A 26,290-nucleotide genomic window follows, 5' to 3' on the forward strand; every position below is an offset into this window, starting at 1 on the left:
TTTATTTTTAGAGCCACAAAAACAAAAAGGCCGGCGTTTTCACGTCGGCCAATTTTATTAGTCACGAAGCTTACTGTGCTTCAGGTGCAGGTGGAATTTCTGCTTCCGAAACCACTTCACCTTCAACTGTCTCCACTGGAGGAACTGGGCTTGCGTGAACAAACTTACGCAAGATGCGAGATAAACGGGTACGCATCTCACCACGGCTGATGATCATATCAACCTGGCCGTGTTCTAACAAAAACTCACTACGCTGAAAGCCTTCTGGCAGTTTTTCACGTACCGTTTGCTCAATTACTCGAGGACCCGCAAACCCCATTAAAGCCTTAGGTTCAGCAATATTTAGATCGCCTAACATCGCCAATGAAGCAGATACACCGCCATATACAGGATCAGTCAGCACTGACAAGTATGGAGTACCCTGCAAGCGAAGCTTCTCTAGAATAGCACTCGTTTTTGCCATTTGGAAAAGTGAAAACAATGCCTCTTGCATACGTGCCCCCCCTGAAGCGGAGAAACACACAAACGGAATATTTTCTTCAAGAGCAATATTCGCAGCACGAGCAAAGCGCTCACCAACCACAGCACCCATTGAACCGCCCATAAAGCGGAATTCAAAAGCAACAGCAACAACAGGCATGCCTTCAAGTTCACCACGCATGGCGATTAAAGCGTCCTTTTCACCGGTTGCTTTTTGCGCAGCCTGTAAACGATCCTTATATTTTTTAGAATCCCTGAATTTCAGGCGATCAATCGGCTCAACATCGATACCGATCTCTTGTCTATTTCCTTCATCAAGGAAAAGCTCTAAGCGACGACGCGCATGTAAGCGCATATGGTGGTCACACTTAGGACAAACGTTTAGATTTTTCTCAAGTTCAGGACGATATAATACAGACTCACATTTCGGACACTTTTTCCAAAGCCCTTCCGGAATGTTAGAACGTTTGCTCTCAGACCGAACGAGAGAAGGAACAATTTTTTCCAGCCAGTTACTCATTATTAAAAACCCTAATTAGCTGTCCATCGCAACGCGCATATCTTTGATAATCGCAGAAACTTGTGGTGCAATTTGTTGCTGATCTTTCACCAGCTCTGCAATTTTATTAACTAATACACTACCTACAATTACGCCGTCAGCTACTGCTGAAACAGCTTTGGCAGATTCAGCATCTTTAATACCAAACCCAACCCCTAGAGGAACGGTGGTGTATTCACGAATTAGATCCAATTTATCCGCAACAGCCTGAACATCAAGTGAAGCTGAACCGGTCACACCTTTTACAGAAACGTAATAAAGATAACCACTGCCATGCTCACAGATATACTTGATGCGTTCATCTTCTGTTGTAGGTGCTAAAAGATAAATTGTATCAATATCATGCGCGCGCATAATTTGATTAAATTCACCTGACTCTTCCGGCGGAAGGTCGACCGTTAAAACACCGTCAACACCTGCTTTTTTAGCTTCTTCAGCAAATGTCTGATAACCCAAAATCTCAATAGGATTCAAATACCCCATTAAAACAATCGGCGTATCCGCATCTTTCTCTCTGAATTCCGCAACCATCGCTAATACATCTAGCAAACGAGTATTGTGCAACAAAGCACGCTCGCATGCCAACTGGATAACAGGACCATCAGCCATTGGATCTGAAAAAGGAACACCTAGTTCAATAACATCAGCACCTGCTTCAACCATACCATGCAATAATTCAACAGTGACGCCCGGTGCTGGATCCCCTGCTGTAACATAAGGAATAAGCGCTGTGCGCCCTTCCTTTTTTAGCTTTTCAAAGCTAGTAGAAATACGACTCATTTTATAATCCCTCGCACAAATCAGATATTGATGCCATCGATCTGTGCGACCGTATGAATATCTTTATCACCACGACCAGACAGATTTACTACGATAATCTGGTCCTTATCCATCTCTTTTGCCAATTTCATTGCGTAAGCAACTGCATGGCTTGATTCAATTGCAGGCATTATACCTTCAATACGCGTTAACGCACGGAATGCATCCATCGCTTCATCATCAGTCGCATCAACATATTCAGCACGACCTGTATCTTTCAAATAAGAATGCTCTGGACCAACACCTGGATAATCCAAACCCGCTGATACTGAATGAGTACCGATAATTTGGCCTCCTTCATCAGACATTAGGTAAGTTCGATTTCCATGCAGTACCCCTGGACTGCCTGCTGAAAGCGGTGCGGCATGCTGACCCGTTTCTACACCATAGCCACCGGCTTCAACGCCGTACATTTTAACGTCGGCATCTTCAATGAACGGATGAAATAAACCAATCGCATTTGAACCGCCACCAACACAGGCAACAAGCGCATCGGGTAAACGCCCAGCTTGTTCTAGGCATTGCTGACGCGCTTCACGACCAATAACACATTGGAAGTCCCTAACTAATTTAGGGTATGGATGCGGGCCCGCAGCTGTTCCAATAATGTAAAACGTATCATCTACATTAGTTACCCAGTCACGCATCGCTTCGTTCATAGCATCTTTTAAAGTGCGCGTACCCGATTCTACAGAGATAACTTCAGCACCCAAAAGCTTCATTCGATAAACGTTCAAAGCTTGGCGCTGTACATCTTCAGCACCCATATAAACTTGGCATTCTAACCCAAGTCTAGCAGCCACTGTTGCTGTAGCAACACCATGCTGACCCGCACCGGTTTCAGCAATAACACGCGGCTTGCCAGTAAATTTCGCTAACAACGCCTGACCGATAGTGTTGTTAATTTTATGCGCACCAGTATGGTTCAAATCTTCACGTTTCAGATAAATCTGCGCCCCACCTACATGTTCAGTAAGGTGTTTCGCATGATATAAAGGCGATGGACGACCAACATAGTGCGCCAGGTCTTTATCAAACTCTTCCTGAAACGCGGGATCTCGCCACAATGTCTCATAAGTTTCTTCTAACTGCTTAAGTGCAGCCATTAGAGTTTCAGAAACGAAACGCCCACCGTAAGGGCCAAAATGGCCTTTACTATCGGGCAACTGAGAAAGTGCTTTAAGATCAATATTAGTTGGCACGGGTTACCTCATTTATAAACTTATCAATTTTAACGGCATCTTTGATGCCTTTACTCTGCTCTACACCACCACTTACATCAATGGCATATGGCTGAACACTTTTAACGGCTTCTGCAACGTTATCGCAGGTTAATCCTCCCGCCAAGATGATAGGGGCAGGATGGGGATTAGGAATAAGATCCCAATCAAATACTTCACCTGTACCACCAGGTACACCGGGTCTATATGCATCTAAAAGTATTGCTTGGCTTGAACTAAATCGCTGGCATTCAGCAGCCAAATCCAAACCCGGCTTCATACGTAATGCTTTAAGATACGGACGGGAGAAGCTATTGCAAAACTCCGGCGATTCATCACCATGAAATTGCAGTAAATCTATACGGGTTTCAGCAACAACCCGATCAATAAAATCTGCATCTGCATTAACAAACAGTGCTGTTGTAGTTACAAATGCAGGCAGCTGCTGAATAATTCCCGCAGCTTCACTCGGCTGAATCGCTCTTGGGCTTTTGTCATAAAATACAAAGCCAAGTGAATCGACTCCAGAATTTACAGCACAAAGCGCATCCTCTATACGAGTAATGCCACAAATTTTAACGCGAGTTCTTTTCACTAACTTAGATTTCACTTAAACAATAATTGATCAGCTGCAAATATTACCAGATTGCAGCCCTTTAAGGCAGCCAACTAAGACAGGAAATAGGGCCCAATTTTAGATTTTGGTAGTTCAAAGACCTCTGGATACTTCGCATCGACAAAATAAAGACCAAAAGGTGGGGCTGTAATCCCTCCTTGTCGACGATCCTTCGCTTCTAAAACCTCTTTCGCCCACTCTGGTTCTGCGTCACCACAACCAATAGACATTAATACACCCGCAAAATTACGAATCATGTGATGTAGGAACGCATTCGCACAAACATCTAAAACGATCAGGTGACCGGAGCGGTATACATCGAATGACTTAACCGTTCTCACAGGACTATTTGCCTGACAACCAACCGCTCTATACGATGTAAAGTCATGCTCACCAATAAGAAGCTGAGCCGCTTTGGCCATCCGTTCAACATCCATGTCCTTATAGGTCCACGTAATACCTTTGGGTAGAATCGCTGGTTTAACTGGGTTGGAATAGATCAGGTACCGGTAACGCCTTTCCAGTGCGGTAAAACGGGCGTGAAAATCTTGATTTACAGGTTTAGCCCACTGTATTGCAATATCATCCGGCAGGTAGCTGTTCGTTCCCAGCACCCACGCACGATCTGCCCGCTCTATTGGACTATCAAAATGAATTATCTGATAGGTTGCATTGACGCGCGCATCGGTTCGACCTGCACAAATCACCGTGACTGGAGCATTGGCTATTCGAGAAAGCGCCTTTTGTACCTCTTCCTGAATACTTGAGACATCTTTCTCTTTTTGAATCTGCCAACCACGATAGGCCGCGCCTGAATATTCAACACAGAGCGCATAACGATAAGGGGCGATCGAAATCGCCCCTTGGGAAGAGCCGTTTTCAGGCTCTATTAAATTACTGTCAGACATACTACTTTTCGTTAATAGATTGAATCAGCGCTTGCGCCTCAGTTTTCTGCTTCTCGCTGCCTTCAGATACAATCTCTTCAAGGATATCTTTAGCACCCTCAAGATCTTCCATATCCAAATAAGCACGTGCTAAATCAAGTTTAGTTTCAACTTCATCAGCACCTTCGAGCAGATTTAAGCCCGCCAGTTCATCAAAATCTTCATCCTCTGACACATTTTCTTCCTCAGCTGCAAGCTCTTCAAGCTCTATATCATCATTACTGCTTAACAGTGCATCCAACTCTGAATCTAAGTCTGCTTCAAGGTCATGAGCAATATCAGATTCTAAATTTTCATCTTCTACAACAATTTCTTCTTCAGATGAAGATGCTGCCACACCGGCTGCAGCAGTAGCGGCTACAGCGGCACCTGCAGCTACATCCCCAGCATCTAAATCATCGAATAATGAATCTAGATCATCAGTTGTATCATCATTTTCTTCACTTTCACCTAGATCAATATCTTCTAGATTAATATCATCAAGCATCGCATCCAAGTCATCGGATGCATCATCCGAGCTATCAGCCTCGCCCGAAGGCTCATCCATAGATGCAAGTAACTCATCTAAATCATCAGATCCAGCCTCAGCACTTAACTCGGTATCGGCTTCAAGCATACCTTCAAGAGGCACGTCATCAGGATCAGCATTAGCAGCCAGCATTGCTTCTAGATCAGCGTCAGTCACATCGTCTGCACCCAGCTGCTCATCAAGATCTTTTTCTACTTCGCTCTCAGGCTCACTACCTTCAGACTCAAGTTCAGCTTCGACATCATCTAGCTCACCTAAGATTGAATCTAGTTCATCAACTTCGTCAGTTTCTTCTGAATTATCAGCAGCCTGTTCATCTAGAATCGAATCCAGATCATCAAGATCACCAGCCTGCTCAGCTGCTTCACTTAATTCACCGATTTCATCATCAGAAACTGAATCAAGCAGCGCATCTAAACCGGTCTCATCAATATCTTCGGAATCAGGTGTTTCAGAGCTATCTGATACATCAACTGTAGCTTCATCATTTGGTGAAACAATGAAATCTAATCCTTCATCATCTTCAGCACTATCAGCTGCATCAGCTGCTTCTTCACTGACCGATTCATCAATAGGGTCTTCAACTTCAAACTCTAAGTCATCATCTAGACCTAAATCGATCTCTTCATCGCTACTTTCGGCTTCAGTGTCCGAATCAATTTCACCAAGAATATCATCAAGCGCATCGCTTTCTTCTGGCTCGCTATCGCTATCCGAATCGTCATTATCATCCATAGCTAAAATTGAGTCTAATTCGGCATCGACACTCTCATCTGCTTCTGCGTCTGCCTCAGGCTCAATTTCATCGTCATCATCAAGCCCTAAATCAAATTCATCATCTAGAAGCTTATCTAACTCATCAGGCTCTTCCACTGCTTCTACAGTCTCGAGCAAGTCATCAGCGACGGCATCTTCCTCTAGATCAAGGTCCATATCCATGTCTAGATCAAGGTCATCTAATTCATCTAACTCATCCGCATCGGCAAGATCAGAACTTTCAAGTAGGTCTTCCTCTTCACCAATATCAAGATCATCTTCTACTGCTTCTTCTTTAACCTCATCACTGCTTTCTTCAGCAGTTTCCTCTGATTCAGCGGTTTCTTCTGCTTCAGCAGTGGTCTCGGGCTCTGCCGCTAGCTCATCAGGTACTTGAACTAGAGCTGTATCGTCAGCCGCCTCTTCTTCATCTTTACCTTTACGACGCATGAAGAAGAATAATCCACCTAACAGAGCAATAAGTGCTGCACCAATTGCACCCAGTGTTAGCGGAGAACCAAGTAGCGTATCTAATACACCCTTCTCTGGCTTAGGCTTAGGCGCTGCTTCTGCAGCTTTGACTTGATTCTGCAATGCTGAAAGCTGATTATCTTTCAGCTCCAGCATCTCTCTTAATTTTTCTAACTCATATTGAATTGAATCTAATCGTTCGTTCAATTCAACATTTTCACGTGAAATTTTATCCACGCTTTCTAATGACTCACTTAAACGCGCCTCTAATTCAAGGTTACGCTCAGCAAGGGCATTCTTCTCTTCAGCTTGCTCATCATCTGAAACTTCAGTTTCTTCATCGGTTTCCGCTTCAGCTTCTGACTGATCCGTCATCATCCCATCTTCAGGCTCGATGGAGTCCTTCGGAGTAACGATCTTTAGTTCAGCGGCAACTTCTTCAGGCGTAGGAACGGGTTCTTCAGGGACTTCCGAGGTCGAACTATCTGTAACGGTTTCGTCTTTAACTTCCTCTTCTTTTACAGGTTCCTTAGTCGCAGGAACTGTAGTAGAAGGTGTTTTTTTCCATTCAGAGGTCTGACGCACAACTTCTAAAGCAGCATCTTTAGAGTTAAGTTGATTAATCTCTTCCAATGTAGGAAGTGTCAACGTGCTCCCAGCCTTCAATGCATTAATATTATTGTTGGCAAACGCATGCGGGTTCTTTTTCTGCAGCGCGATCATCATCTTCTTGGCAGAGACACGCTCACTTGGGCGGTGTTTAATAGCTATCGACCAAAGCGTGTCTTTATTATCGACACGAACTTGATTTCCATTCGCCGCATAATTACTAGCATTGCTTTGTGAGGAAACGACACGATTGACAGGAGGATTAACCGCCACTGCCGACGTAGATGGCTGTACGGTTTTTCTTACCGGTGTAGGATCAAAGACGGGAGGATCCAGTAAAAGTGTATATTCTCTTACTAAACGACCGTTTGGCCAATTCACTTCGACCAAGAAATTCAAGAAGGGCTCTTTAACTGCACGATCAGATCTCATTGTAATGAGGCCTGAACCATCAGGATTAACCTTAACCTGAAAGCTTACGTCCGTCAGAAAACGAGATTTATCAAGACCCGCCAATGCAAACTCATCAATATCAGCCATGCGCGGCTGTATCTGCAATGGACCTAACTTCCTTACTTGAAGAAGCTTAATCTCTGCATTCAACGGTTCATTAAGAGCCGAGTGTATTTTTATTTCGCCTAACCCAAGTGCATTGGCATTCGACGCGCTTATAATCCCTGCTACTGCAAGGCTGACTGCGAGTTTTCGCAACATCATCAGTTTCCCTGTTCCCCTACCCTCTATGTTCGGCTCAAAACTTAGCTCAAATCAGAGGGTTGCGATTCCGAAATCTACTCACAGTATTATTTATAAACCGCTTATGGGTCAAGGAAATACAAACAGTTGTTTGTATTTCTCTTCAGATAAACGCTTTAAATATGCTGCTGAACCAAGATTTCTGCAATTTGTACACTGTTAAGTGCTGCCCCTTTGCGAACGTTATCGGCAACAACCCATAGATTTATAGCATTTTCACACGAAATATCTTCGCGTATACGACTAACGAATACCTCATCACTCTTCGCTGCATCAGTGACTGCTGTAGCATAACCACCATCAACCTGCTCATCGACAAGCTGCACACCGGATGTCTGAGCCATTAATTCTTTAACTTCTTCAGCACTAATACTATCCCAGCATTCAATATGAACCGCTTCACTATGTCCGAAGAATACAGGTACGCGCACGCAGGTCGGGTTAACCATGATAGATTCATCGCCCAGAATTTTCTGAGTTTCCCAAACCATTTTCATCTCTTCTTTGGTATAGCCGTTTTCTTGGAAATCATCAATCTGCGGTAGCACATTAAAAGCGATTTGTTTTGGATAAGCCTTATTTTCCGGTGTTTGAGCATTTAGCAGCTTAGCAGTCTGCCCCGCTAACTCCTCTACACCACTTTTGCCTGTTCCTGAAACCGCTTGATAAGTGGCAACATTAATTCTTTTGATTGACGCATGGCGGTGAATAGGCGCAAGAGCCAACAGCATCTGAATAGTAGAACAATTAGGATTTGCAATAATCCCCCGGCTTCTGAAATCAGCAATACTTTCCGGGTTTACCTCAGGCACAACCAATGGCACATCATATTCATATCTAAAGAAAGAGGTATTATCGATCACGACACAGCCCTGATCAGCCGCTACCTGGGCATGCTCTTCTGAGACCGAAGATCCAGCAGTAAAGAATGCAATTTGCGTTTCAGAGAAATCAAAATCATCAACAAGCTCAACCTTATGTGACTTCTCATTGAATTGAATGGTTTTACCTACACTGTTCTCACTCGCCAACACAAACAACTGCTCTACAGGAAACTCTCTCTGCTCCAGAATCTCTAGAATAGCCTCACCAACCATCCCCGTAGCGCCAACAACAGCAACTTTATAACCTTCACTCATTTTTCATACCCTAAAAACAAACCAGCCCGAGCAATGCCGGGCTAGTAGAAATACAGATTTTTTTTTTGCAAAAAGAATTAATCTTCTAACAAAATTCTCAACATACGACGCAATGGTTCTGCAGCACCCCAAAGAAGCTGATCACCTACACTGAATGCATTTAGGTATTCGTCACCTAAATTCATTTTACGTAAACGACCAACAGGCACATTCAGCGTTCCTGTAATTTTAGCAGGTGTTAGTTCCTGAGACGTAATATCACGTTCATTTGGAATCACTTTAACCCAATCATTTGCTTCAGCAAGCATCGATTCGATCTCATCCATTGGAACATTCTGCTTAAGCTTGATAGTGAATGCTTGGCTATGGCAACGCATCGCACCAATACGCACACAGGTACCATCAATAGGAATCGGGTTATTATCCAATCCTAAAATTTTATTTGTCTCAGCGTATGCTTTCCACTCTTCACGGCTCTGACCATTATCCAACTTAGTATCGATCCAAGGAATAAGGGAACCAGCAAGAGGAACACCAAAATTATCAACCGGCATTGCATCACCACGGATAGTCTCCGCAACTTGACGATCGATATTTAAAATTGCACTCGCAGGGTTCGCTAGATCAGCAGCGACAGAATCATTAATCACACCCATTTGGGAGATTAGTTCACGCATATGACGCGCACCACCACCTGATGCCGCCTGATATGTCATGGAAGTCATCCACTCAATCTGACCCGCATTAAAGAGTCCACCAAGCCCCATCAACATAAGCGATACTGTACAGTTACCACCTACATAGGTTTTAACACCTTTAGATAGACCATCTTTGATCACGTTCATATTTACAGGATCAAGCACGATGATCGCGCTGTCATCCATACGCAGGGAGGATGCAGCATCAATCCAGTAGCCATCCCATCCTGCTGAACGCAGATCAGAATAAACCTGTTTCGTGTAGTCGCCACCCTGGCAGGAAATAATGGCATCCATCTGCTTAAGTTCATCAATGGATGTCGCATCTTTCAGCGCTGGAATATCTTTACCAATATCCGGTCCAGCCTGACCTACCTGTGAAGTGGTAAAGAAGACCGGCTCTTCGATCTGGTCGAAATCACGCTCTTCCATCATGCGCTGCATTAGGACAGAACCTACCATGCCGCGCCAACCAACAAATCCTACACGTTTCATCAAATTCACCAAAAATTCGGATTCTAAAAAACACAAAATCGGTACTTAAAGCGATATTTCACTCCAAGAACCGACAATGGGGGCATATTATGCTACAAAAGCGCGATGGGCGCTATAAACTACCGCGCCTATCGTCTTAAGGGGTTATCGATCAGCTAAGCGCTGCAACAACCGCATCACCCATCTCTGAAGTAGATACTTTCTGCATACCTTCAGACCAGATATCTGCAGTGCGTAGATTTTGGTCTAGTACATTGCTGACTGCCGCTTCTATACGGTCAGCCGTATCGCCTGCATCCAAAGAGTAACGTAGCATCATCGCCGCAGATAAAATTGTCGCTAGCGGGTTAGCAAGACCTTGACCTGCGATATCAGGTGCAGAACCATGACAAGGTTCATACATACCTTTACCGTCTACATCCAAAGACGCGGAAGGTAACATACCAATTGAGCCCGTTAGCATAGCCGCTGCATCAGACAAGATATCACCGAACATATTGCCCGTAACAACTACGTCAAACTGCTTCGGCGCACGCACTAGCTGCATCGCTGCGTTGTCAACATACATATGGCTCAACTCAACTTCTGGGTATTCCTTCGCTAAGTCTTCCATAATTTCACGCCAAAGCACGGTTACTTCAAGTACGTTAGCTTTATCCACAGAGCACAAACGTTTATCACGCGCCATTGCGGCTTCAAACGCGACGCGACCAATACGGCGAATCTCGTTTTCATCATAAACGTAAGTGTTATAACCTTCGCGAATTCCACCCTCTTTTTCACGAATACCACGAGGCTGACCAAAGTAGATACCGCCGGTTAGCTCACGTACGATCAAGATATCTAAGCCAGACACCACTTCAGGCTTCAATGTAGAAGCATGTGCTAACTGAGGGTACAAAATAGCCGGACGCAAGTTACCAAACAGACCAAGATTTGAACGAATACCTAATAGACCTTTTTCAGGACGAATCTGAAAATCAGGATTTGTATCCCACTTAGGTCCACCAACCGCACCTAGCAATATTGCATCCGCTGCTTTAGCAGCTTCCAACGTAGATTCAGGAAGCGGAACACCATCAGCATCAATAGCAGCACCGCCCACTAGCGCTTCGCTTAACTCTAACCCTAAGTCATCTTGGCCATTAACTAATTCTAGTACACGACGCGTTTCAGCAACGATCTCAGGACCAATGCCATCACCAGGTAAAATTAAAACGTTTTTAGACATGTTTATAACCTTTCATTTATCTCTATAACTGAGATACAAAATTCTTAGTATTAACCACTATGGTTTAGCTAGCTTAGCGATTAACTCATTAATACTTATGCGTTACTTAATTGCACCAAACAACCAAGGCGCTTCAGCTTGACGCTTAGCTTCATATGCGCGGATATCATCAGCATGTTGCAAGGTCAGACCAATATCGTCCAAACCATTAAGTAGGCAATGCTTACGGAAATCATCAATCTCAAACGCGATCTTTTCACCTGATGGCGTCACAACAATCTGCTCTTCAAGATTAACGGTTAGTTCATACCCTTCGTTTGCTTGAACTTCAGTAAAAAGCTTATCAACCTGCTCTTCACTTAATACAATTGGCAGCAAACCATTTTTAAAGCAGTTATTGTAGAAAATCTCTGCGAAGCTTGGCGCAATAACCGAACGGATACCAAAATCTTCTAATGCCCAAGGCGCATGTTCACGGCTAGAGCCGCAACCAAAGTTCTCACGCGCTAACAGCACACTAGTACCTTGATAGCGAGACTGGTTCAATACAAAATCTTTATTAAGAGGACGTCCAGTACACTCTTGATCAGGCTGACCTTCATCTAGATAACGAAGCTCATCAAACAAGTTTTTACCAAAACCTGAACGCTTGATAGACTTTAAGAACTGCTTAGGAATGATCATATCGGTATCGATATTTGCTCGATCCATTGGAGCAGCAACACCTGTATGCAATGTAAACTTATTCATTTTGCTCTCCGATACCTTTATTTAATCAATTCACGTACATCAACAAAACTGCCGGATACTGCAGCAGCTGCAGCCATCGCGGGGCTAACCAAATGCGTTCGGCCACCAAAGCCCTGACGACCTTCAAAGTTACGGTTAGATGTAGATGCGCAATGCTCGCCATTGCCTAACTTATCAGGGTTCATTGCTAAGCACATTGAACAACCCGGCTCACGCCATTCAAGGCCCGCCTCAACAAAGATTTTATCTAAACCTTCTTGTTCAGCCTGCTCTTTTACTAAGCCAGAACCCGGCACAACTAGTGCCTGAATAATATTGTCCGCAACTTTACGTCCTTCAACGACTTTTGCCGCATCACGAAGGTCTTCAATACGTGAGTTTGTACAAGAGCCAATAAATACACGGTCTAGCTTAATATCTGTGATCTTTTGGTCCGCATTTAAACCCATGTACTCAAGTGCACGATTGATCCCATCAATTTTAACTTGATCTGTTTCATTCGCAGGGTTTGGTACTTGATCATTAACACTCACAACCATCTCAGGAGAGGTACCCCAAGTCACCTGTGGGTCGATATCAGCACCATTAATCACAACAGTCTCATCAAATTCAGCATCCGCATCAGAAACCAAATCTTTCCATGCCTCTACCGCCTGATCCCACTGTTCCCCTTTAGGAGCAAACGAGCGCCCTTCGACATAATCAACTGTGATCTGATCTACAGCAACTAAACCTACGCGCGCCCCAGCCTCAATCGCCATATTACAAACCGTCATACGGCCTTCCATTGACATATTACGGAAGACATCGCCACCAAATTCGATCGCATAGCCTGTACCACCTGCGGTGCCGATAACACCAATAACATGCAATACAACATCCTTCGGCGTAACACCCAGACCTAATTCACCATCCACACGCACAAGCATGTTTTTCATCTTTTTAGTGATCAAACACTGAGTTGCAAGAACGTGTTCTACTTCAGATGTACCCACACCATGAGCCAATGCGCCTAGCGCACCTAATGTAGCGGTATGCGAATCTCCGCATACAGCGGTGACGCCCGGAAGAATTGCACCTTGCTCTGGCGCCATAACATGAACAATACCTTGGCGCTGATCGTTCATTTTGAATTCTAAGATGCCAAATTCATCACAGTTCTCATCCAAAGTTTTGACTTGGATTTTAGAGACAGGGTCAACAATAAGATCCACACCGCCTGAACGCTCAGTCGTAGGAACGTTATGATCAGGAGTTGCGATATTGGCATCAATACGCCACGGCTGACGACCCGCAATTCGTAATCCTTCAAATGCCTGCGGAGATGTAACTTCATGTAGTACCTGTCGATCAATATAGATCAAAGAACTGCCATCTTCGTTAGTGCGCACCAAATGTGCATCAAATAACTTGTCGTATAATGTTTGTCCAGCCACGGGAGCTTACCTCACTATTCTTTTTATCAACCGACCCTCCCACAGAGCCTGTCGATTTTTTATATGTAGCTATCCTAGTGCAGCCAATACTAGAAAACAAATTCATATTTTTTATACTTTGCATTCCAAATAGGAATATATAGACTCAACTCTCAAGCATCAGGAGAACAAATATGGATACCAATACATTACAGGCATTTCTTGCTGTTGCTGAGAGCAATTCTTTTTCTAAAGCTGCAGACCATCTTTATTTGACCCAGTCCGCTATCAGCAAGCGCATTGCGCTATTAGAAGAGCAACTATCAAGCAAACTGTTTGATCGCATAGGGCGAACGGTTTCACTCACTGAAGCTGGAGAAGCACTACTACCAAGAGCAAAAGATATTCTGCTACAGCTCGATGACGCTAAACGCGCTATAGGTAATTTAGCAGGCGGGGAGATCACCGGAGGCTTATCTCTTGCGGCCAGCCATCATATTAGTCTGCATAGACTCCCTCCCCTTTTAAAACAATTTAGCGAAGAGTGCCCCAAAGTTGAACTTGATCTGCAGTTTGCTGAATCAGAAGTTGCCTATGAAGGCGTTTTGAAAGGCGATCTAGAATTAGCACTTATTACCTTATCCCCCGAACCAGATCCTAACATCCACTCCGAAATAATCTGGGATGATCTACTCATGTACGTAGTTTCTAATGACCACCCCTTAGCAGACAAATCCCAAATTGAGCTAGAAGAGTTAACGCAATACAACGCGATACTTCCAGGCAGTAATACATTTACACGCTCTCTTGTAGAAAAACTTTTCTTACACCATCAACTTGAACTCAATGTAACCATATCGACAAATTACCTTGATACAATCCGAATGATGGTCAGCATTGGTTTAGGATGGAGCCTGTTACCGCAGCGCTTAGTTAATGATGATTTGACCGTACTCAATGTAATTGATTCAGAACCCGTTCATCGTAACTTAGGGATCATATACCACCGTAATCGAACCTTATCTAACACAGCTAATCATCTAGTACAAATCCTAAAGTCCCATCGATAATCGGATGTAAGCAGGCGCTAGTTGTAATAAGATAACCCAATTGAATAACTTCAAAGAGATTGAACTGATGGATAATAGCGGCTTAACGATTGAAGCCCTGCTGGACGCTCAGAAGGAATACTGGAAAAACATCACTGCGGGTAATGACTTACAGCCTCCAGCAGAATGGGCTAAATTTGTATCCAGCAACCAAAACAACCTTCGCCAAGAAGCCCCCCAACAGTTCGCTCAACTTTTAGACATTCTAGGAGCCCAATCCAGTAATTTCACCGCTTACGGTGAAGAGTTATTGAAACAATACAAAGCCGGTACTAAGCAACCGCTTAACGAAGCAGTTCAACAATTCCAGCAATATATGCAACAACAAACCACTGATGCTCTCATGCAGCAGTGGCAATTTCCTGAGCAATTTGCTGCCCTTTTCAAAACGCACAGCTTTAAAGATGATCTGCTTTTCGAAAACCCTTTTATCAGTGGTATGAAAAGCCTAATTGAAACACCGGTCGTAGGCAGCAATAGAGAAACTCAAGAGCAGCTCAGAGAAGCAACGGCCCTTACACTGGAATACCAAGAAGCACTTCACGAATATATGGAGCACTACAACTCCATTAATCAAAATGCTTCTGAAAAAATGCTACAGACTTTAAACAATCCCGAAACTAACATTTCTAGCTTACAAGCGCTTCATGATATCTGGGTAGAGGCGTATGAATCCGCTTATTCCGTGACTGTATTTACGGATGTTTATCAGCGCTCCCACGGACGCATAAGTAATGCACTTATGCAGCTAAGAAAATTCCTACAAGATGTTCGTGACATACACTTCCAATCAGTGGGTTTAGCAACACGCACCGGGCTCGATACAGCACTCCAGCGTCAGCACAAACTTCGTAAAGAGATGCGCGTGAATCGCCGTGAAATGCTCGAGTTTCAAGAGCAACTAAACCAGCTGCAAGAAAACACTACATCTAACGCTATTGCTGAACTTAAAAAAGAGATCGCTTCTCTTAAAAAAGAAGTAGCGTCTCTTAAGAAAGCAAAAAAAGGATAAACGGCCATGAATGGATTTGATCTTGATCCCGCAACCGTCTCCCATGAGTTACTTGAATTTAATCGTAAGCTATTAAAAAGCTTTAACACCCTCAACCAGCTCAAAGAGGTCGACGTAGACTCGACTCCTTATGAAGTCATATACACGGAAGACAAGCTCAAACTCCGTTACTACCAATCTAGTGCTAAAAAACGCTGTAAAACACCGTTACTCATCTGTTATGCCCTGGTTAATCGCCCTTACATGATTGATCTAGAATCTAAGCGCTCCATGCTACAACGACTGTTAGAGCTTGGTTTAGATATCTATTTAATTGATTGGGGCTACCCCGATGCGGCAGATCGTTATTTAGATCTAGATGATTATATCAACGAGTATTTAAATAACTGCGTAGATTCTGTTACGGCACACGCAGATACAGAGCAAACGAATCTACTTGGCATATGCCAAGGCGGGACGTTTAGTTTGTGTTACACCGCTTTAAATCCTCAAAAGATTAAAAACCTTGTCACGATGGTAACGCCTGTAGATTTTCAAACAGAAGATAATCTACTTTATCATCTTGCTAAATATGTGGATGCAGACCTCGCGGTAGAAACTTACGGCAATATCCCAGGCAGTATGCTGAACGATTCATACAACTCTCTAATGCCAATGCGCCTAGGCGTACAGAAAAACTTAGGCATGCCTAACCAGCTTGAGAATCAAGAAAGCGCTCTGAGCTTTTTACGTATGGAAAAATGGATATTCGATAGCCCCGACCAGGCAGGCGAAGCGTTCCGGGAGTTTATCACTCAGTTCTTCCAACAAAATAAGCTCATCAAAGCGGAAGCCAAAATTGGCAATAAAACTGTCAATTTAGCAGATATCCAACAGCCCATTCTGAACGTATACGGTAGCTTTGATCACTTAGTACCGCCACGTGCATCTACTGCCCTTAAAGAACACGTGAGTTCCACAGACTACCAAGAATTGGAAGTCAAAGGAGGACATATAGGCGTATTTGTATCTGGCAAATCCCAAACGCAAGTCGCTCCGGCTATTGTAGATTGGTTAGTAGAGAGGGATTAACATCCCTTGATAACCACCCACCATCACTATTAACTAATTTCAGCTAAATAACAGTGACTTTTTGCTTCCTCCAAGCTTAATTGTTTACTAAAATCGCGCGTCTGAATTTCGTATTGCATGATTAACGGAGCGAACCGCTTTGCCAACGACTCAAAAAATTAAGCTTGAAGGCTTTAATAATCTCACCAAAAGCCTAAGTTTCTGCATCTACGATGTTTGTTATGCCCAAACAGCACAACAAAAAGCAGAATACATTGAGTATATCGATGAGCAATATAATGCTGACCGTTTAACTGAAATTTTAAGTGAGTGCTGTGAGATCATTGGCGCCAACATATTGAACGTTGCCCGCCAAGACTATGAACCTCAAGGTGCCAGCGTTACTCTGCTAGTCGCCGAAGAGCCGATTAAAGACTCTGGAGATGTCGATACCACTGAAAAACCTGGGCCAATGCCAGATTCAGTCGTCGCCCATTTAGATAAAAGCCATATTTGCGTACATACATACCCGGAAGCTCATCCGGATGATGGTATCTGCACTTTTAGAGCTGACATAGAAGTCTCGACCTGCGGTATTATCTCGCCGCTTAAGGCGCTCAATTATCTAATTCATCAACTTGAATCAGATATAGTCACGATTGATTATCGTGTTAGAGGATTTACGCGTGACGTGGCGGGCGTTAAGCATTACATTGACCATGACATCAATTCCATCCAAAACTTCTTCACACCCGACATACACGATCATTATCAGATGCTTGATGTGAATGTTTATCAAGAAAATATTTTTCACACCAAAATGATGCTAAAGGATTTTGATCTGAATACTTATCTGTTTCATACCACGAAGGAAGAACTTGGGACATCAGAAGTTAAAGAGATAACAAAACGCCTTTATAAAGAGATGAATGAAATCTTTTATGGCCGCAACATGCCGGATATGAAGTAAAAGCCTTTAATATAGAAACACAAAAAAGGGACATATCTATATGTCCCTTTTTTACATGCTCAAACCAGAATACAGGATAAAACTGTTTAAGACTTATCCTTCTTCTCAGGCTCTTCTTCTGTAACGTCCCCACCGGGATGTTCTTCAGGTTTAAACATTCCTCCCCACATCTGCATGTTCTGCATATTTTGATCCGCAATACGGTTCATCATGGTAAGAGGGTTTGCCGCTCCCATCATTGTCTGCATCTGATCTCTAATACGATCCTGATGCTCCAAGAAAGACGCTATGCTTTGCTCTAAATACTGACTCATCATGCCCTGCATACTGTCACCGTAAAAACGGATCAATTGTTGCAACACCTGATTAGTTAGCAGTGTTCCGTGACCTAAAGCTTCTTGCTCACTAATAATTTGCAATAATATATTACGTGTTAGCTCGTTACCGGTTTTGGAATCTTCAACTTTAAATGCTTCACCACTTAACACTAATTGCTTCACGTCTTCTAATGTAACGTAACAACTACGAGAAGTGTCATACAAACGACGATTTGTATACTTTCTTAAAATACGCAAGCTACCATCTCTCTCGTCTAATTCCTTCGGTTTCATATGATCACTCTATTGTTGATCAATCTTTTTTATTATTTGAACTGCCGTAACTGGACGTCATCAAATTCATCATGAATTTTTGCAGTGCTTCCATAGACCCGGTACCACCGGTCAGATAAGGCTTAAACAAGGTTAAAGGATCATATCCTTCCGCCCCAGCATCCATCTGCTCAGTAATCTTAGCCATCATATCTTCCTGAAACTTCTGCACATCTGGCAAGCCCAGAACTTTACGCAGCTCTTCAGGAGACATATCAATATCAATATTAAACTTCATTCCCCGAGCCCTCTTTTGGGTGGCACAATATACTAATCCTATAGCAAAACTACGGCAGTGCAAAATATCCAGATCAATTGTTTTCCAACATATACGCATGCTGATCTATTTCATAGCGACTTTTTAAAAGAAAACAGCCGATCAATAAGTAATAAAACCACAGATTAATTATAAAAAAATTACTTAATTTATTCATTTACCCTGCCATTAAAAACAAAAAAAACCTTAAAACATGCGACTCATTATGAACAAACAAAGCCCTCTAGCATCTAGGATAAAATGCTAAAAACACTAGAATTAGAAAGATAAAATTTTAATAAACTTATTCTTGTTATATCAACATATTACCGATAAATTACGCAAAAAGTCAGGCTCGTATATATGATATTTATAACTCATCGTTCAAGTGGTTCAAATGAATCAGCCATTAACTATCTACTGGTTACATTGGTACTAGCTTTATGGGCTTTAGTGATCAGCACTAACACTTCGGCTCAAACCTTCTTTAGTGACAACACTCAAAAACCATCAGGCTACTTTAACAATGAAGGTATTCGCCACGAAAAAATAGATCATTCAAAACAAGCCCCTGTTGTGCATTACAGTAAGAAACATAAATTGATCGCAGATTTTTTTAATAGCGATCTTGATCAACTAGCTACGCACAGTGAATGGGAAAGCGAAAGTGTTCTAAGAATTGGCGTTGTTAGACGTTCCTTCAACCAAAAGGAGTATACCGTCCATGCTTGCAAAGTAATCTCTGCTACTGGGCTCGACAATCAAAAGATCACCATCAGAATGATCCATCTGCCGAGCCTAATTGCCAAACAAAAGCTCACTATTCTTGCTGAGCAACAATGTGGCCAAGCGTAACTGGTTTAGGAAAAAGTAAAAGATCAACTAGGACGTACCTTCTCAGGGTATATCCATAGAAGAGCTAATATAACTGCAATCAAACTGGCACCTGCAGAAAGGGCAAATGTGTAGAAAGCACCATAATCATCCCATAGAAATCCACTCACCACAGCGCCTAACGCGCCACCTAAGCCAAAACCAATACTAGAAAAAAGCGCTTGCCCCTGCCCATGTGTTTGTGTAGAAAAGTATTGATGAACTAAAGCTATCCCTACAGCATGCAAACAACCAAATGTAGCCGCATGTAATGTTTGCGCAAACAACATAATCAACAAGCTTTCTGGTACCACACCGATTAAGAACCATCGAATAACGCACATCAATAAGCTGACTATCATAATAGCGCGAATACCCCAGCGTTTTATCATCCAGTGCATGTAGATAAAGACCAGCACTTCTGCAACCACGCCCACAGCCCATAAGAGCCCAACCTCGGTCCGACTGTACCCAACATCAACCATTAAAACACTGTAAAAAGTGTAATAGGCGCCATGTCCAAACTGCACAAGAAAGCAGATAACGAAAAAGGCTATTACTTGAGGGCGTAACAAAAGCTTTATAAACCCCGAAGAGCCCTGCTTGCCAGCCGACGATACTGTAAACGGTGCTGGCTTTGGAATCAGTAAAGTGTTCAGCCAAATGGCTAGCATCAATGCCAATAAAACCCAAGGAAGGTAATCAATTTCAACATAGTCCAATAACGCCCCAATACCGACAACGGTGATTATAAAGCCAATTGATCCCCATAGCCGCACTTGGCTATATCGACTTTTTTCGTCACCTAACGCTTCTAAAGTAATCACTTCAAATTGAGGTAAAACAGCATTCCAAAAAAAACTAAACGCCAGCATGACCAAACCAATACCTAAGGCCGTATCCTGCCAAAACATAGCGATAAATACTATGCAGGTCATTAATGCCCCAAAACGTACTATTTCAACACGTTTACCACTTCGATCAGCCACCCATCCCCATAGATTCGGCGCAATAATGCGCGATACTTGAAGAAGCGCCATCAATGTACCTATTGTTTTTGCATCAAAATCAAAAGAGGTTAAGTAAAGGCTCCAATATGGGACGAGTGCACCCAAAAGAGCGAAGTAGAAAAAATAGAAACCGGAAAGGCGAACATAGCTGTTCAATAGAATTAAGCCTGTAAGTTTTTTAAATCAATCAGTGGTAGGAGCTTAGCAGAAAAGCCATAGATAATAAGCCGACGGTAAAATCGGCTTTTAGTCAAAGAGCGATTAGGCCTCCTCTAACGCATCTAGCAAATATTGTGGTAACCCAAAACTTCCTAAATGGACCTGTGGGTTGTAATAACGCGTTGTAATACCACTGTTCTCATAACGGGCTTTCAATTCATCTAAGCCAAATGAGCGTAACGCGTCATTGTCGGAACCCCAAGCTAACGTCATCACTCCACCGATATAGGTTGGCACTGCTGCTGTGTAAAACGACTGGTCAGAAAAATAGGGACTCAAACGACGTTTCGTAGTGATCACTTCATCTTGCTGTAGAAACGGCACGCCATTTTGAGCCACAAAAACACCTCCGTCATTCAAAAGGCGTTTGCAGCCTTCATAGAAACGGCTAGAGAATAAAACTTCTCCAGGACCGACGGGGTCAGTACAATCAGAAATAATAACATCAAACTTTTCATCGGTCTGAGTGACATATTCCACACCGTCAGCAATCACGATGTTGGTTCGTGGGTCATCAAAAGCACCTGCGGAGTGATTTGGTAGATGCTCTTTACACATATCAATGACAGCTTGATCAATCTCTACCTGAGTAACATGCTCAACAGAGTGATGCCGACATACTTCACGTAAAATTCCGCCATCACCACCGCCAATAATCAACACCCGCTTAGCACTACCGTGAGCAATTAATGGCACATGCGTTAGCATTTCATGGTAGACAAACTCATCTCTCTCTGTAGTTTGGATGATGCCATCCAAAGCCATTACAGTGCCATAGACCGCGTTACGAAAGATAATTAAATGCCAAGAATCCGTCTGCTGTTCAAATAGCACTTCTTCAACATCAAATGCTTGGCCGTAGCCTTTATGCAGCGTTTCACTATAAGAGGTTGTCATATTGTTCTCACCTATTTGAGAAATAGCCAAATAAAGCCCTCTCAAATACTTTTAAAGTTATCAGCTTTAACACCATATAGGTGTGTTTATTTGCGCGCATTTATACCGCGAAACAGCGGAAAAACAAAGCCTTTAATCAGTGGATGTCTTAACACTAAAACTAACAATTCAGATCACGTTTACTAACTTTTGAGCTCAAACCCAAACAAGATTTTTCCAATTTCAGTACAAAAGTTTCGTTTCGGAGTAAAAATCTCACATATTAGATAATCCAATAATAGGCTACAGCCCCCGTAAATAGGGACCAAACAGAATAGTAATACTAAAGTCTAATTTAAACCACGCATAGGTCTATATTCTTCTAGACTCTATAAGACAATTTTTAAAACTTACTGCGCTTTCTAATTTCAACAATAAAAACTATAAAAAAGGCGGCGTCGCCAACACACTTGACGGAGAATGATGATGAAACGAGTTACCTCAGTTATTGCTACGAGTTTAGCGATTGGTTTATCTTTTGGCGCGCAAGCTGGCACCCTAGAAGATGTGCAAAAACGTGGCAATGTATCTTGTGGTGTGAGTACAGGTTTAGCAGGTTTCTCACAGAAGGATGAGCATGGCACTTGGAGCGGTCTAGATGTAGACGTATGCCGCGCGGTTGCTGCTGCAGTTTTAGGTGATGCTAGTAAAGTTCAATATAAACCATTAACAGCTAAAGAACGTTTCACCGCTCTTCAATCAGGTGAAATAGATATTCTTTCACGTAATACCACTTGGACACATACTCGTGATACATCGCTTGGCTTAAATTTCGCTGGCGTAAACTATTACGATGGGCAAGGCTTTATGGTTTCCAAAGATCTAGGTGTTAAAAGTGCACTAGAGCTTGACGGAGCAGCAGTCTGTATCCAAGCAGGTACAACCAGTGAATTGAACCTAGCCGATTATTTCCGTGCTAACGGCATTACTTATAAAGCGATTACTTTCGATACGTCTGACCAAACACGTGGAGGCTTCGAAAGCGGCCGCTGCGATGTACTTACATCCGACCAATCACAATTATACGCACTACGTATCGGCCTAAAAGATCCTGCTTCGGCAATGGTACTTCCTGAAGTAATTTCTAAAGAACCACTAGGTCCTGTTGTAAGCCAGGGCGATGACGCTTGGTTTAACGTAGTTCGCTGGTCTTTAATGGCAATGGTTGAGGCTGAATTTTTAGGTATCGACAGCGCATCTGCTGATAAAGCAAAAGCAGAAGGCAACCCATCACAAAAACGCCTAATGGGATCAGAAGGTGATTCTGGCTCAAAAATGGGAATCCCTGCTGAGTGGGGTTACAACATTGTGAAGCAAGTCGGTAACTACGCAGAAAGCTTTGAGCGTAATGTAGGTACAGGTTCACCACTAAAAATCTCTCGTGGACTTAACGCCCAATGGAACAAGGGCGGCATTATGTACTCTTCGCCAGTACGTTAATAAGAAAAAAACAGAGGGACATTCGTGTCCCTCTGCTATGTTTACTATTAACCTTCTGAAGATAAGTGCTTAATTATGCCTGAAAAGCCATTGGTGAAATCCTCACCCTCCTTCTTCAACAACCCTAGAAATCGCTCTCTGATCTATCAATTTTTACTTTTGATCGGATTAGCCTATTTCTTTTATGGGATCGTTTCTAATACCTTAGCGAACATGGAAGCACGCGGCATTAAAAGCGGTTATGACTTCCTATCCACCACCGCGGGTTTCGACATTTTAATGTCGCTAGTCCCCTACGATGCTACTCACACTTATGGGCGCACATTTATTGTAGGCCTACTAAATACAATTTTAGTTTCAACCATAGGCATTATTTTATCGACAATAGTCGGCTTTCTTATGGGGATTGCACACTTTTCCCATAACTGGCTGATCCGTAAACTTGCCGTTGCCTATATTGAAACCTTCCGTAATATCCCCCTACTTTTGCAAATTTTCTTCTGGTACTTCGCAGTCTTGGCAGCGCTACCAAGTGCACGTCAGAGTATGAGCTTTGGTGAAATGATTTTTCTTAATGTCCGAGGGCTCTATTTCCCAGGGCTAATTGCTGAATCAGGCGCAGGTATTGTCTATGGTGCTATTGCAGCAGCGATTGCAGGCATATTCATACTCATTCGCTGGGCCAAAAACAGGCAGAATGAGACAGGGCAACAATTTCCAGTTCTTTCAACCAGCATTGGTATACTTTTAGGTCTGCCACTACTCGCTTTATTTGTATCAGGTTTTCCTTTTATCTGGGACTTCCCCGCCCTTAAAGGTTTTAACTTCCGTGGCGGTATTACAGTTATCCCAGAGCTTATGGCTCTTGCGTTGGCGCTCACTATTTATACAGGCGCTTTTATCGCAGAAGCAGTTCGTGCAGGGATTCAAGCTGTTCCTCAAGGACAAAGGGAAGCGGCAAGAAGCCTAGGTTTGAAAGAGAGCAAGATCATGAAACTGATCATAGTTCCACAGGCTATGCGCGTGATTACGCCTCTTCTTAACAGTGAGTACCAAAGTTTGGTAAAAAACTCCACGCTCGCTACCGCAATTGGCTATCCAGACCTTTTTACTGTTTTTGTGGGGACAACACTAAACCAAACCGGTCAGGCGATTGAGATCGTCTTTATGACCATGGCGGTTTATTTTGTCATTAATATGTCTATCTCGTTTGTAATGAATCGATTCAATGCAAGCGTTGAACTAGCTGAGCGGAATTGATGCTATGAAAGAATTTAAACCTTTACCCGCTCAACCTGCGCCCAACGATACGATTGGTCCTATTCACTGGATGAAAGAAAACCTGTTTTCTTCACCTGTAAATACGATTGTGACACTTGCGATCATTGCATTCTTTGCCACAGTGATCCCACCGCTAGTCGACTGGTTATTTATTTCAGCTAACTGGGTTGGTAACACACAATCTGCCTGCACTAATGAGAATGGCGCCTGCTGGGTCTTTGTCATTGCATGGTCTAAACAGTTTTTCTACGGCAGCTATCCTGTTGAAGAGATCTGGCGAGTAAACTTATGCCTCATCGGCCTTGTCGCAATTATCATTGCTTCCTTTAAATTAAATAAAGATCTGCGAAATAAAATAGCGATTCCACTATTTTTACTTCTTCCATTTATCTCTATTTTATTTTTGGATGGCAGCTGGATTGGACTCGAATATGTGTCTACTGATTACTGGGGGGGATTCACACTTAACGTCCTTCTAGCAGCGGCCAGTATTATTGTCGCCTTTCCATTAAGCTTTCTTTGGGCACTTGGGCGCCGCTCGGATATGCCTTTTATTCGAAGTGTCAGTATCGTGCTTATCGAGTTCTTCCGTGGTGTTCCGGTCTTGGCTCTGTTCTTTATGGGCTCTGTTATGTTGCCATTGTTTTTTCCAGAAGGAACCAATGTCGACAAACTTGTCCGTGTATGGATCGTATTAACACTCTTTATGTCTGGCTATATGGCAGAAGTATTTCGCGGCGGCTTCCAAGCCGTTCCAAAAGGTCAATACGAAGCAGCTGATTCATTAGGTCTAAACTTTTGGCAAAAAACCTTACTGATTATTTTGCCGCAAGTTATAAAAATCTCCATGCCAAACATTTTGGCAACCTTTGTCATGCTGTTTAAGAACACTACGTTCTTATTAATTATCGGCATTTTCGAGATGCTCAGTACAACCCAAACAGCCCTAACCAACTCTAACTGGTTAGGCGGGCATTCAACTGAAGGTTATTTATTTGTCGCTGTCGTTTTTTGGATCTGCTGTTTTAGTATGTCCATGATCAGCAACTCCATCGAACGTAAGCTAGACACTAGCCATAAAAATTAAGGGGCATCTTTGTGAGCATTGAACACGAACAAAGCATCGAAAGTAATGACGATATCATCGTTATTAAAGACCTCAATAAGTGGTATGGCGACTTCCATGTATTGAAGGATATTAATCTTCGCGTTAAAAAAGGGGAGCGTATCGTTATCTGCGGCCCTTCAGGTTCAGGCAAATCGACAATGATTCGCTGTATCAATCGCCTAGAAGAGTTTCAACGTGGCTCTCTTATCGTCAACGGCGTGGAAATGATTGAAGATGTGAAAAATATTGAGGCTATTCGGCGTGAAGTTGGTATGGTTTTCCAGCATTTCAATCTGTTTCCGCACCTCACTATTCTTGAGAACTTAACGCTGGGCCCTATCTGGGTTCAGAAGAAGCCGAAAAAAGAAGCGGAAGCTACAGCCATGAAGTATCTGGAGCGCGTCAAAATTCCAGATCAAGCGCTTAAGTTTCCGGGACAACTTTCCGGTGGTCAGCAGCAGCGTGTCGCTATCGCTCGCTCACTGTGCATGAATCCAGAAATCATGTTATTCGATGAACCTACCTCAGCACTTGACCCAGAGATGATCAAAGAGGTACTCGATGTCATGGTTGAACTTGCCGAAGAAGGCATGACCATGCTCTGCGTAACTCATGAGATGGGGTTTGCTAAGAAGGTCGCCGACCGCGTTATCTTTATGGATGCAGGTGAGATCGTTGAGCAAAACACACCTGAAGAGATCTTCCAGAACCCTCAGACCGATAGACTACAGCTGTTCTTAAGTCAGATTTTAGATCACTAATTTTCTGGCTAAAACAACCTAGTTTCCAAGAAAGTACCTCCAGCGAGCTTTCTTGAACACTCAAAGCCGCCCCTGATGACAGGCGCGGCTTTTCATCAACTTAAGCTCTTGCATTTAAGCCCTTC

General features: G+C 43.0%; 24 protein-coding genes. 9 read left to right on the forward strand and 15 right to left on the reverse strand.

Annotated features, from left to right (window positions below):
• Positions 1 to 70 precede the first annotated feature (70 nt).
• From accD to leuC, 11 genes are all read right to left on the reverse strand, one after another.
• Positions 71 to 1,000, reverse strand: a complete 930-nt coding sequence (accD, locus tag B4K11_RS06050; RefSeq protein ID WP_292955227.1) for an acetyl-CoA carboxylase, carboxyltransferase subunit beta — start codon at positions 998 to 1,000, stop codon at positions 71 to 73.
• 15 nt (positions 1,001 to 1,015) lie between these two features.
• Positions 1,016 to 1,819 carry a tryptophan synthase subunit alpha gene (gene trpA / locus B4K11_RS06055; protein ID WP_292955224.1) on the reverse strand — a complete coding sequence of 268 codons (804 nt, stop codon included), beginning with the start codon at positions 1,817 to 1,819 and terminating at the stop codon, positions 1,016 to 1,018.
• Between the two features lie 20 nt (positions 1,820 to 1,839).
• Complete coding sequence (gene trpB / locus B4K11_RS06060; protein WP_292955221.1) at positions 1,840 to 3,060, reverse strand: tryptophan synthase subunit beta; 1,221 nt, start codon at positions 3,058 to 3,060, stop codon at positions 1,840 to 1,842.
• On the reverse strand, positions 3,050 to 3,673 hold the full coding sequence (locus B4K11_RS06065) for a phosphoribosylanthranilate isomerase (protein WP_292955217.1): 624 nt from the start codon (positions 3,671 to 3,673) through the stop codon (positions 3,050 to 3,052). Before B4K11_RS06065 ends, trpB begins: the two co-directional genes overlap by 11 nt.
• Positions 3,674 to 3,747: 74 nt before the next feature.
• A complete protein-coding gene (gene truA / locus B4K11_RS06070) occupies positions 3,748 to 4,602 on the reverse strand; it encodes a tRNA pseudouridine(38-40) synthase TruA (RefSeq protein WP_292955214.1) in 855 nt (284 codons plus the stop codon).
• A 1-nt stretch (position 4,603) separates the two neighbouring features.
• Positions 4,604 to 7,723 carry a FimV/HubP family polar landmark protein gene (locus B4K11_RS06075; protein ID WP_292955211.1) on the reverse strand — a complete coding sequence of 1,040 codons (3,120 nt, stop codon included), beginning with the start codon at positions 7,721 to 7,723 and terminating at the stop codon, positions 4,604 to 4,606.
• Between the two features lie 155 nt (positions 7,724 to 7,878).
• On the reverse strand, positions 7,879 to 8,901 hold the full coding sequence (locus B4K11_RS06080; protein WP_292959283.1) for an aspartate-semialdehyde dehydrogenase: 1,023 nt from the start codon (positions 8,899 to 8,901) through the stop codon (positions 7,879 to 7,881).
• 77 nt (positions 8,902 to 8,978) lie between these two features.
• A complete protein-coding gene (gene asd, locus B4K11_RS06085; RefSeq protein WP_292955206.1) occupies positions 8,979 to 10,094 on the reverse strand; it encodes an aspartate-semialdehyde dehydrogenase in 1,116 nt (371 codons plus the stop codon).
• Positions 10,095 to 10,245: 151 nt separating this feature from the next.
• On the reverse strand, positions 10,246 to 11,325 hold the full coding sequence (gene leuB, locus B4K11_RS06090; RefSeq protein ID WP_292955204.1) for a 3-isopropylmalate dehydrogenase: 1,080 nt from the start codon (positions 11,323 to 11,325) through the stop codon (positions 10,246 to 10,248).
• A 102-nt stretch (positions 11,326 to 11,427) separates the two neighbouring features.
• On the reverse strand, positions 11,428 to 12,075 hold the full coding sequence (gene leuD / locus B4K11_RS06095) for a 3-isopropylmalate dehydratase small subunit (protein ID WP_292955201.1): 648 nt from the start codon (positions 12,073 to 12,075) through the stop codon (positions 11,428 to 11,430).
• A gap of 17 nt (positions 12,076 to 12,092) precedes the next feature.
• The gene (gene leuC / locus B4K11_RS06100) at positions 12,093 to 13,511 is read right to left on the reverse strand and encodes a 3-isopropylmalate dehydratase large subunit (RefSeq protein ID WP_292955198.1); all 1,419 of its coding nucleotides are present in this window, start codon (positions 13,509 to 13,511) and stop codon (positions 12,093 to 12,095) included.
• Positions 13,512 to 13,684: 173 nt separating this feature from the next.
• Between leuC and B4K11_RS06105 the strand changes: the two genes are divergently transcribed.
• The 4 genes from B4K11_RS06105 (at position 13,685) to speD (ending at position 17,631) form a co-directional block, all read left to right on the forward strand.
• Positions 13,685 to 14,560 (forward strand): LysR family transcriptional regulator, encoded by an 876-nt coding sequence (locus B4K11_RS06105; protein WP_292955195.1) that lies wholly within the window; start codon positions 13,685 to 13,687, stop codon positions 14,558 to 14,560.
• A gap of 40 nt (positions 14,561 to 14,600) precedes the next feature.
• Positions 14,601 to 15,611, forward strand: coding sequence for a poly(R)-hydroxyalkanoic acid synthase subunit PhaE (locus tag B4K11_RS06110; RefSeq protein ID WP_292955192.1), 1,011 nt, complete (start codon positions 14,601 to 14,603; stop codon positions 15,609 to 15,611).
• 6 nt (positions 15,612 to 15,617) lie between these two features.
• Entirely contained in the window at positions 15,618 to 16,682 is a 1,065-nt protein-coding gene (gene phaC / locus B4K11_RS06115) for a class III poly(R)-hydroxyalkanoic acid synthase subunit PhaC (RefSeq protein ID WP_292955189.1), read from the forward strand.
• Between the two features lie 139 nt (positions 16,683 to 16,821).
• Positions 16,822 to 17,631, forward strand: coding sequence for an adenosylmethionine decarboxylase (gene speD / locus B4K11_RS06120; protein ID WP_292955186.1), 810 nt, complete (start codon positions 16,822 to 16,824; stop codon positions 17,629 to 17,631).
• Between the two features lie 86 nt (positions 17,632 to 17,717).
• Here the strand turns inward: speD and phaR are convergent, their stop codons facing one another.
• Positions 17,718 to 18,242, reverse strand: a complete 525-nt coding sequence (phaR, locus tag B4K11_RS06125; RefSeq protein ID WP_292955183.1) for a polyhydroxyalkanoate synthesis repressor PhaR — start codon at positions 18,240 to 18,242, stop codon at positions 17,718 to 17,720.
• A gap of 19 nt (positions 18,243 to 18,261) precedes the next feature.
• On the reverse strand, positions 18,262 to 18,519 hold the full coding sequence (locus tag B4K11_RS06130) for a DUF6489 family protein (protein WP_292955180.1): 258 nt from the start codon (positions 18,517 to 18,519) through the stop codon (positions 18,262 to 18,264).
• Between the two features lie 381 nt (positions 18,520 to 18,900).
• Between B4K11_RS06130 and B4K11_RS06135 the strand changes: the two genes are divergently transcribed.
• Positions 18,901 to 19,392: a hypothetical protein gene (locus B4K11_RS06135; protein ID WP_292955177.1), complete on the forward strand. Its 492-nt coding sequence runs from the start codon at positions 18,901 to 18,903 to the stop codon at positions 19,390 to 19,392.
• Positions 19,393 to 19,415: 23 nt separating this feature from the next.
• On the opposite strand, the gene B4K11_RS06140 is transcribed toward B4K11_RS06135, so the two are convergent.
• Both B4K11_RS06140 and speE read right to left on the reverse strand, forming a co-directional pair.
• Positions 19,416 to 20,576, reverse strand: a complete 1,161-nt coding sequence (locus tag B4K11_RS06140) for an MFS transporter (protein ID WP_292955174.1) — start codon at positions 20,574 to 20,576, stop codon at positions 19,416 to 19,418.
• 105 nt (positions 20,577 to 20,681) lie between these two features.
• Positions 20,682 to 21,536: a polyamine aminopropyltransferase gene (gene speE, locus B4K11_RS06145; RefSeq protein ID WP_292955171.1), complete on the reverse strand. Its 855-nt coding sequence runs from the start codon at positions 21,534 to 21,536 to the stop codon at positions 20,682 to 20,684.
• Between the two features lie 459 nt (positions 21,537 to 21,995).
• On the opposite strand from speE, the gene B4K11_RS06150 reads away from it, so the two are divergent.
• The 4 genes from B4K11_RS06150 to B4K11_RS06165 all read left to right on the forward strand — a co-directional run bounded on the left by B4K11_RS06150 (position 21,996) and on the right by B4K11_RS06165 (position 26,165).
• Entirely contained in the window at positions 21,996 to 23,015 is a 1,020-nt protein-coding gene (locus tag B4K11_RS06150) for an amino acid ABC transporter substrate-binding protein (RefSeq protein WP_414689248.1), read from the forward strand.
• A 75-nt stretch (positions 23,016 to 23,090) separates the two neighbouring features.
• A complete protein-coding gene (locus B4K11_RS06155) occupies positions 23,091 to 24,275 on the forward strand; it encodes an amino acid ABC transporter permease (protein WP_292955165.1) in 1,185 nt (394 codons plus the stop codon).
• 4 nt (positions 24,276 to 24,279) lie between these two features.
• On the forward strand, positions 24,280 to 25,383 hold the full coding sequence (locus B4K11_RS06160; protein ID WP_292955162.1) for an amino acid ABC transporter permease: 1,104 nt from the start codon (positions 24,280 to 24,282) through the stop codon (positions 25,381 to 25,383).
• A gap of 17 nt (positions 25,384 to 25,400) precedes the next feature.
• A complete protein-coding gene (locus B4K11_RS06165) occupies positions 25,401 to 26,165 on the forward strand; it encodes an amino acid ABC transporter ATP-binding protein (protein WP_414689249.1) in 765 nt (254 codons plus the stop codon).
• Positions 26,166 to 26,290: the final 125 nt, after the last annotated feature.

Origin of the sequence: Neptuniibacter sp. UBA6509 (assembly GCA_002435145.1) — a bacterium.
Lineage (GTDB): Bacteria > Pseudomonadota > Gammaproteobacteria > Pseudomonadales > Balneatricaceae > Neptuniibacter.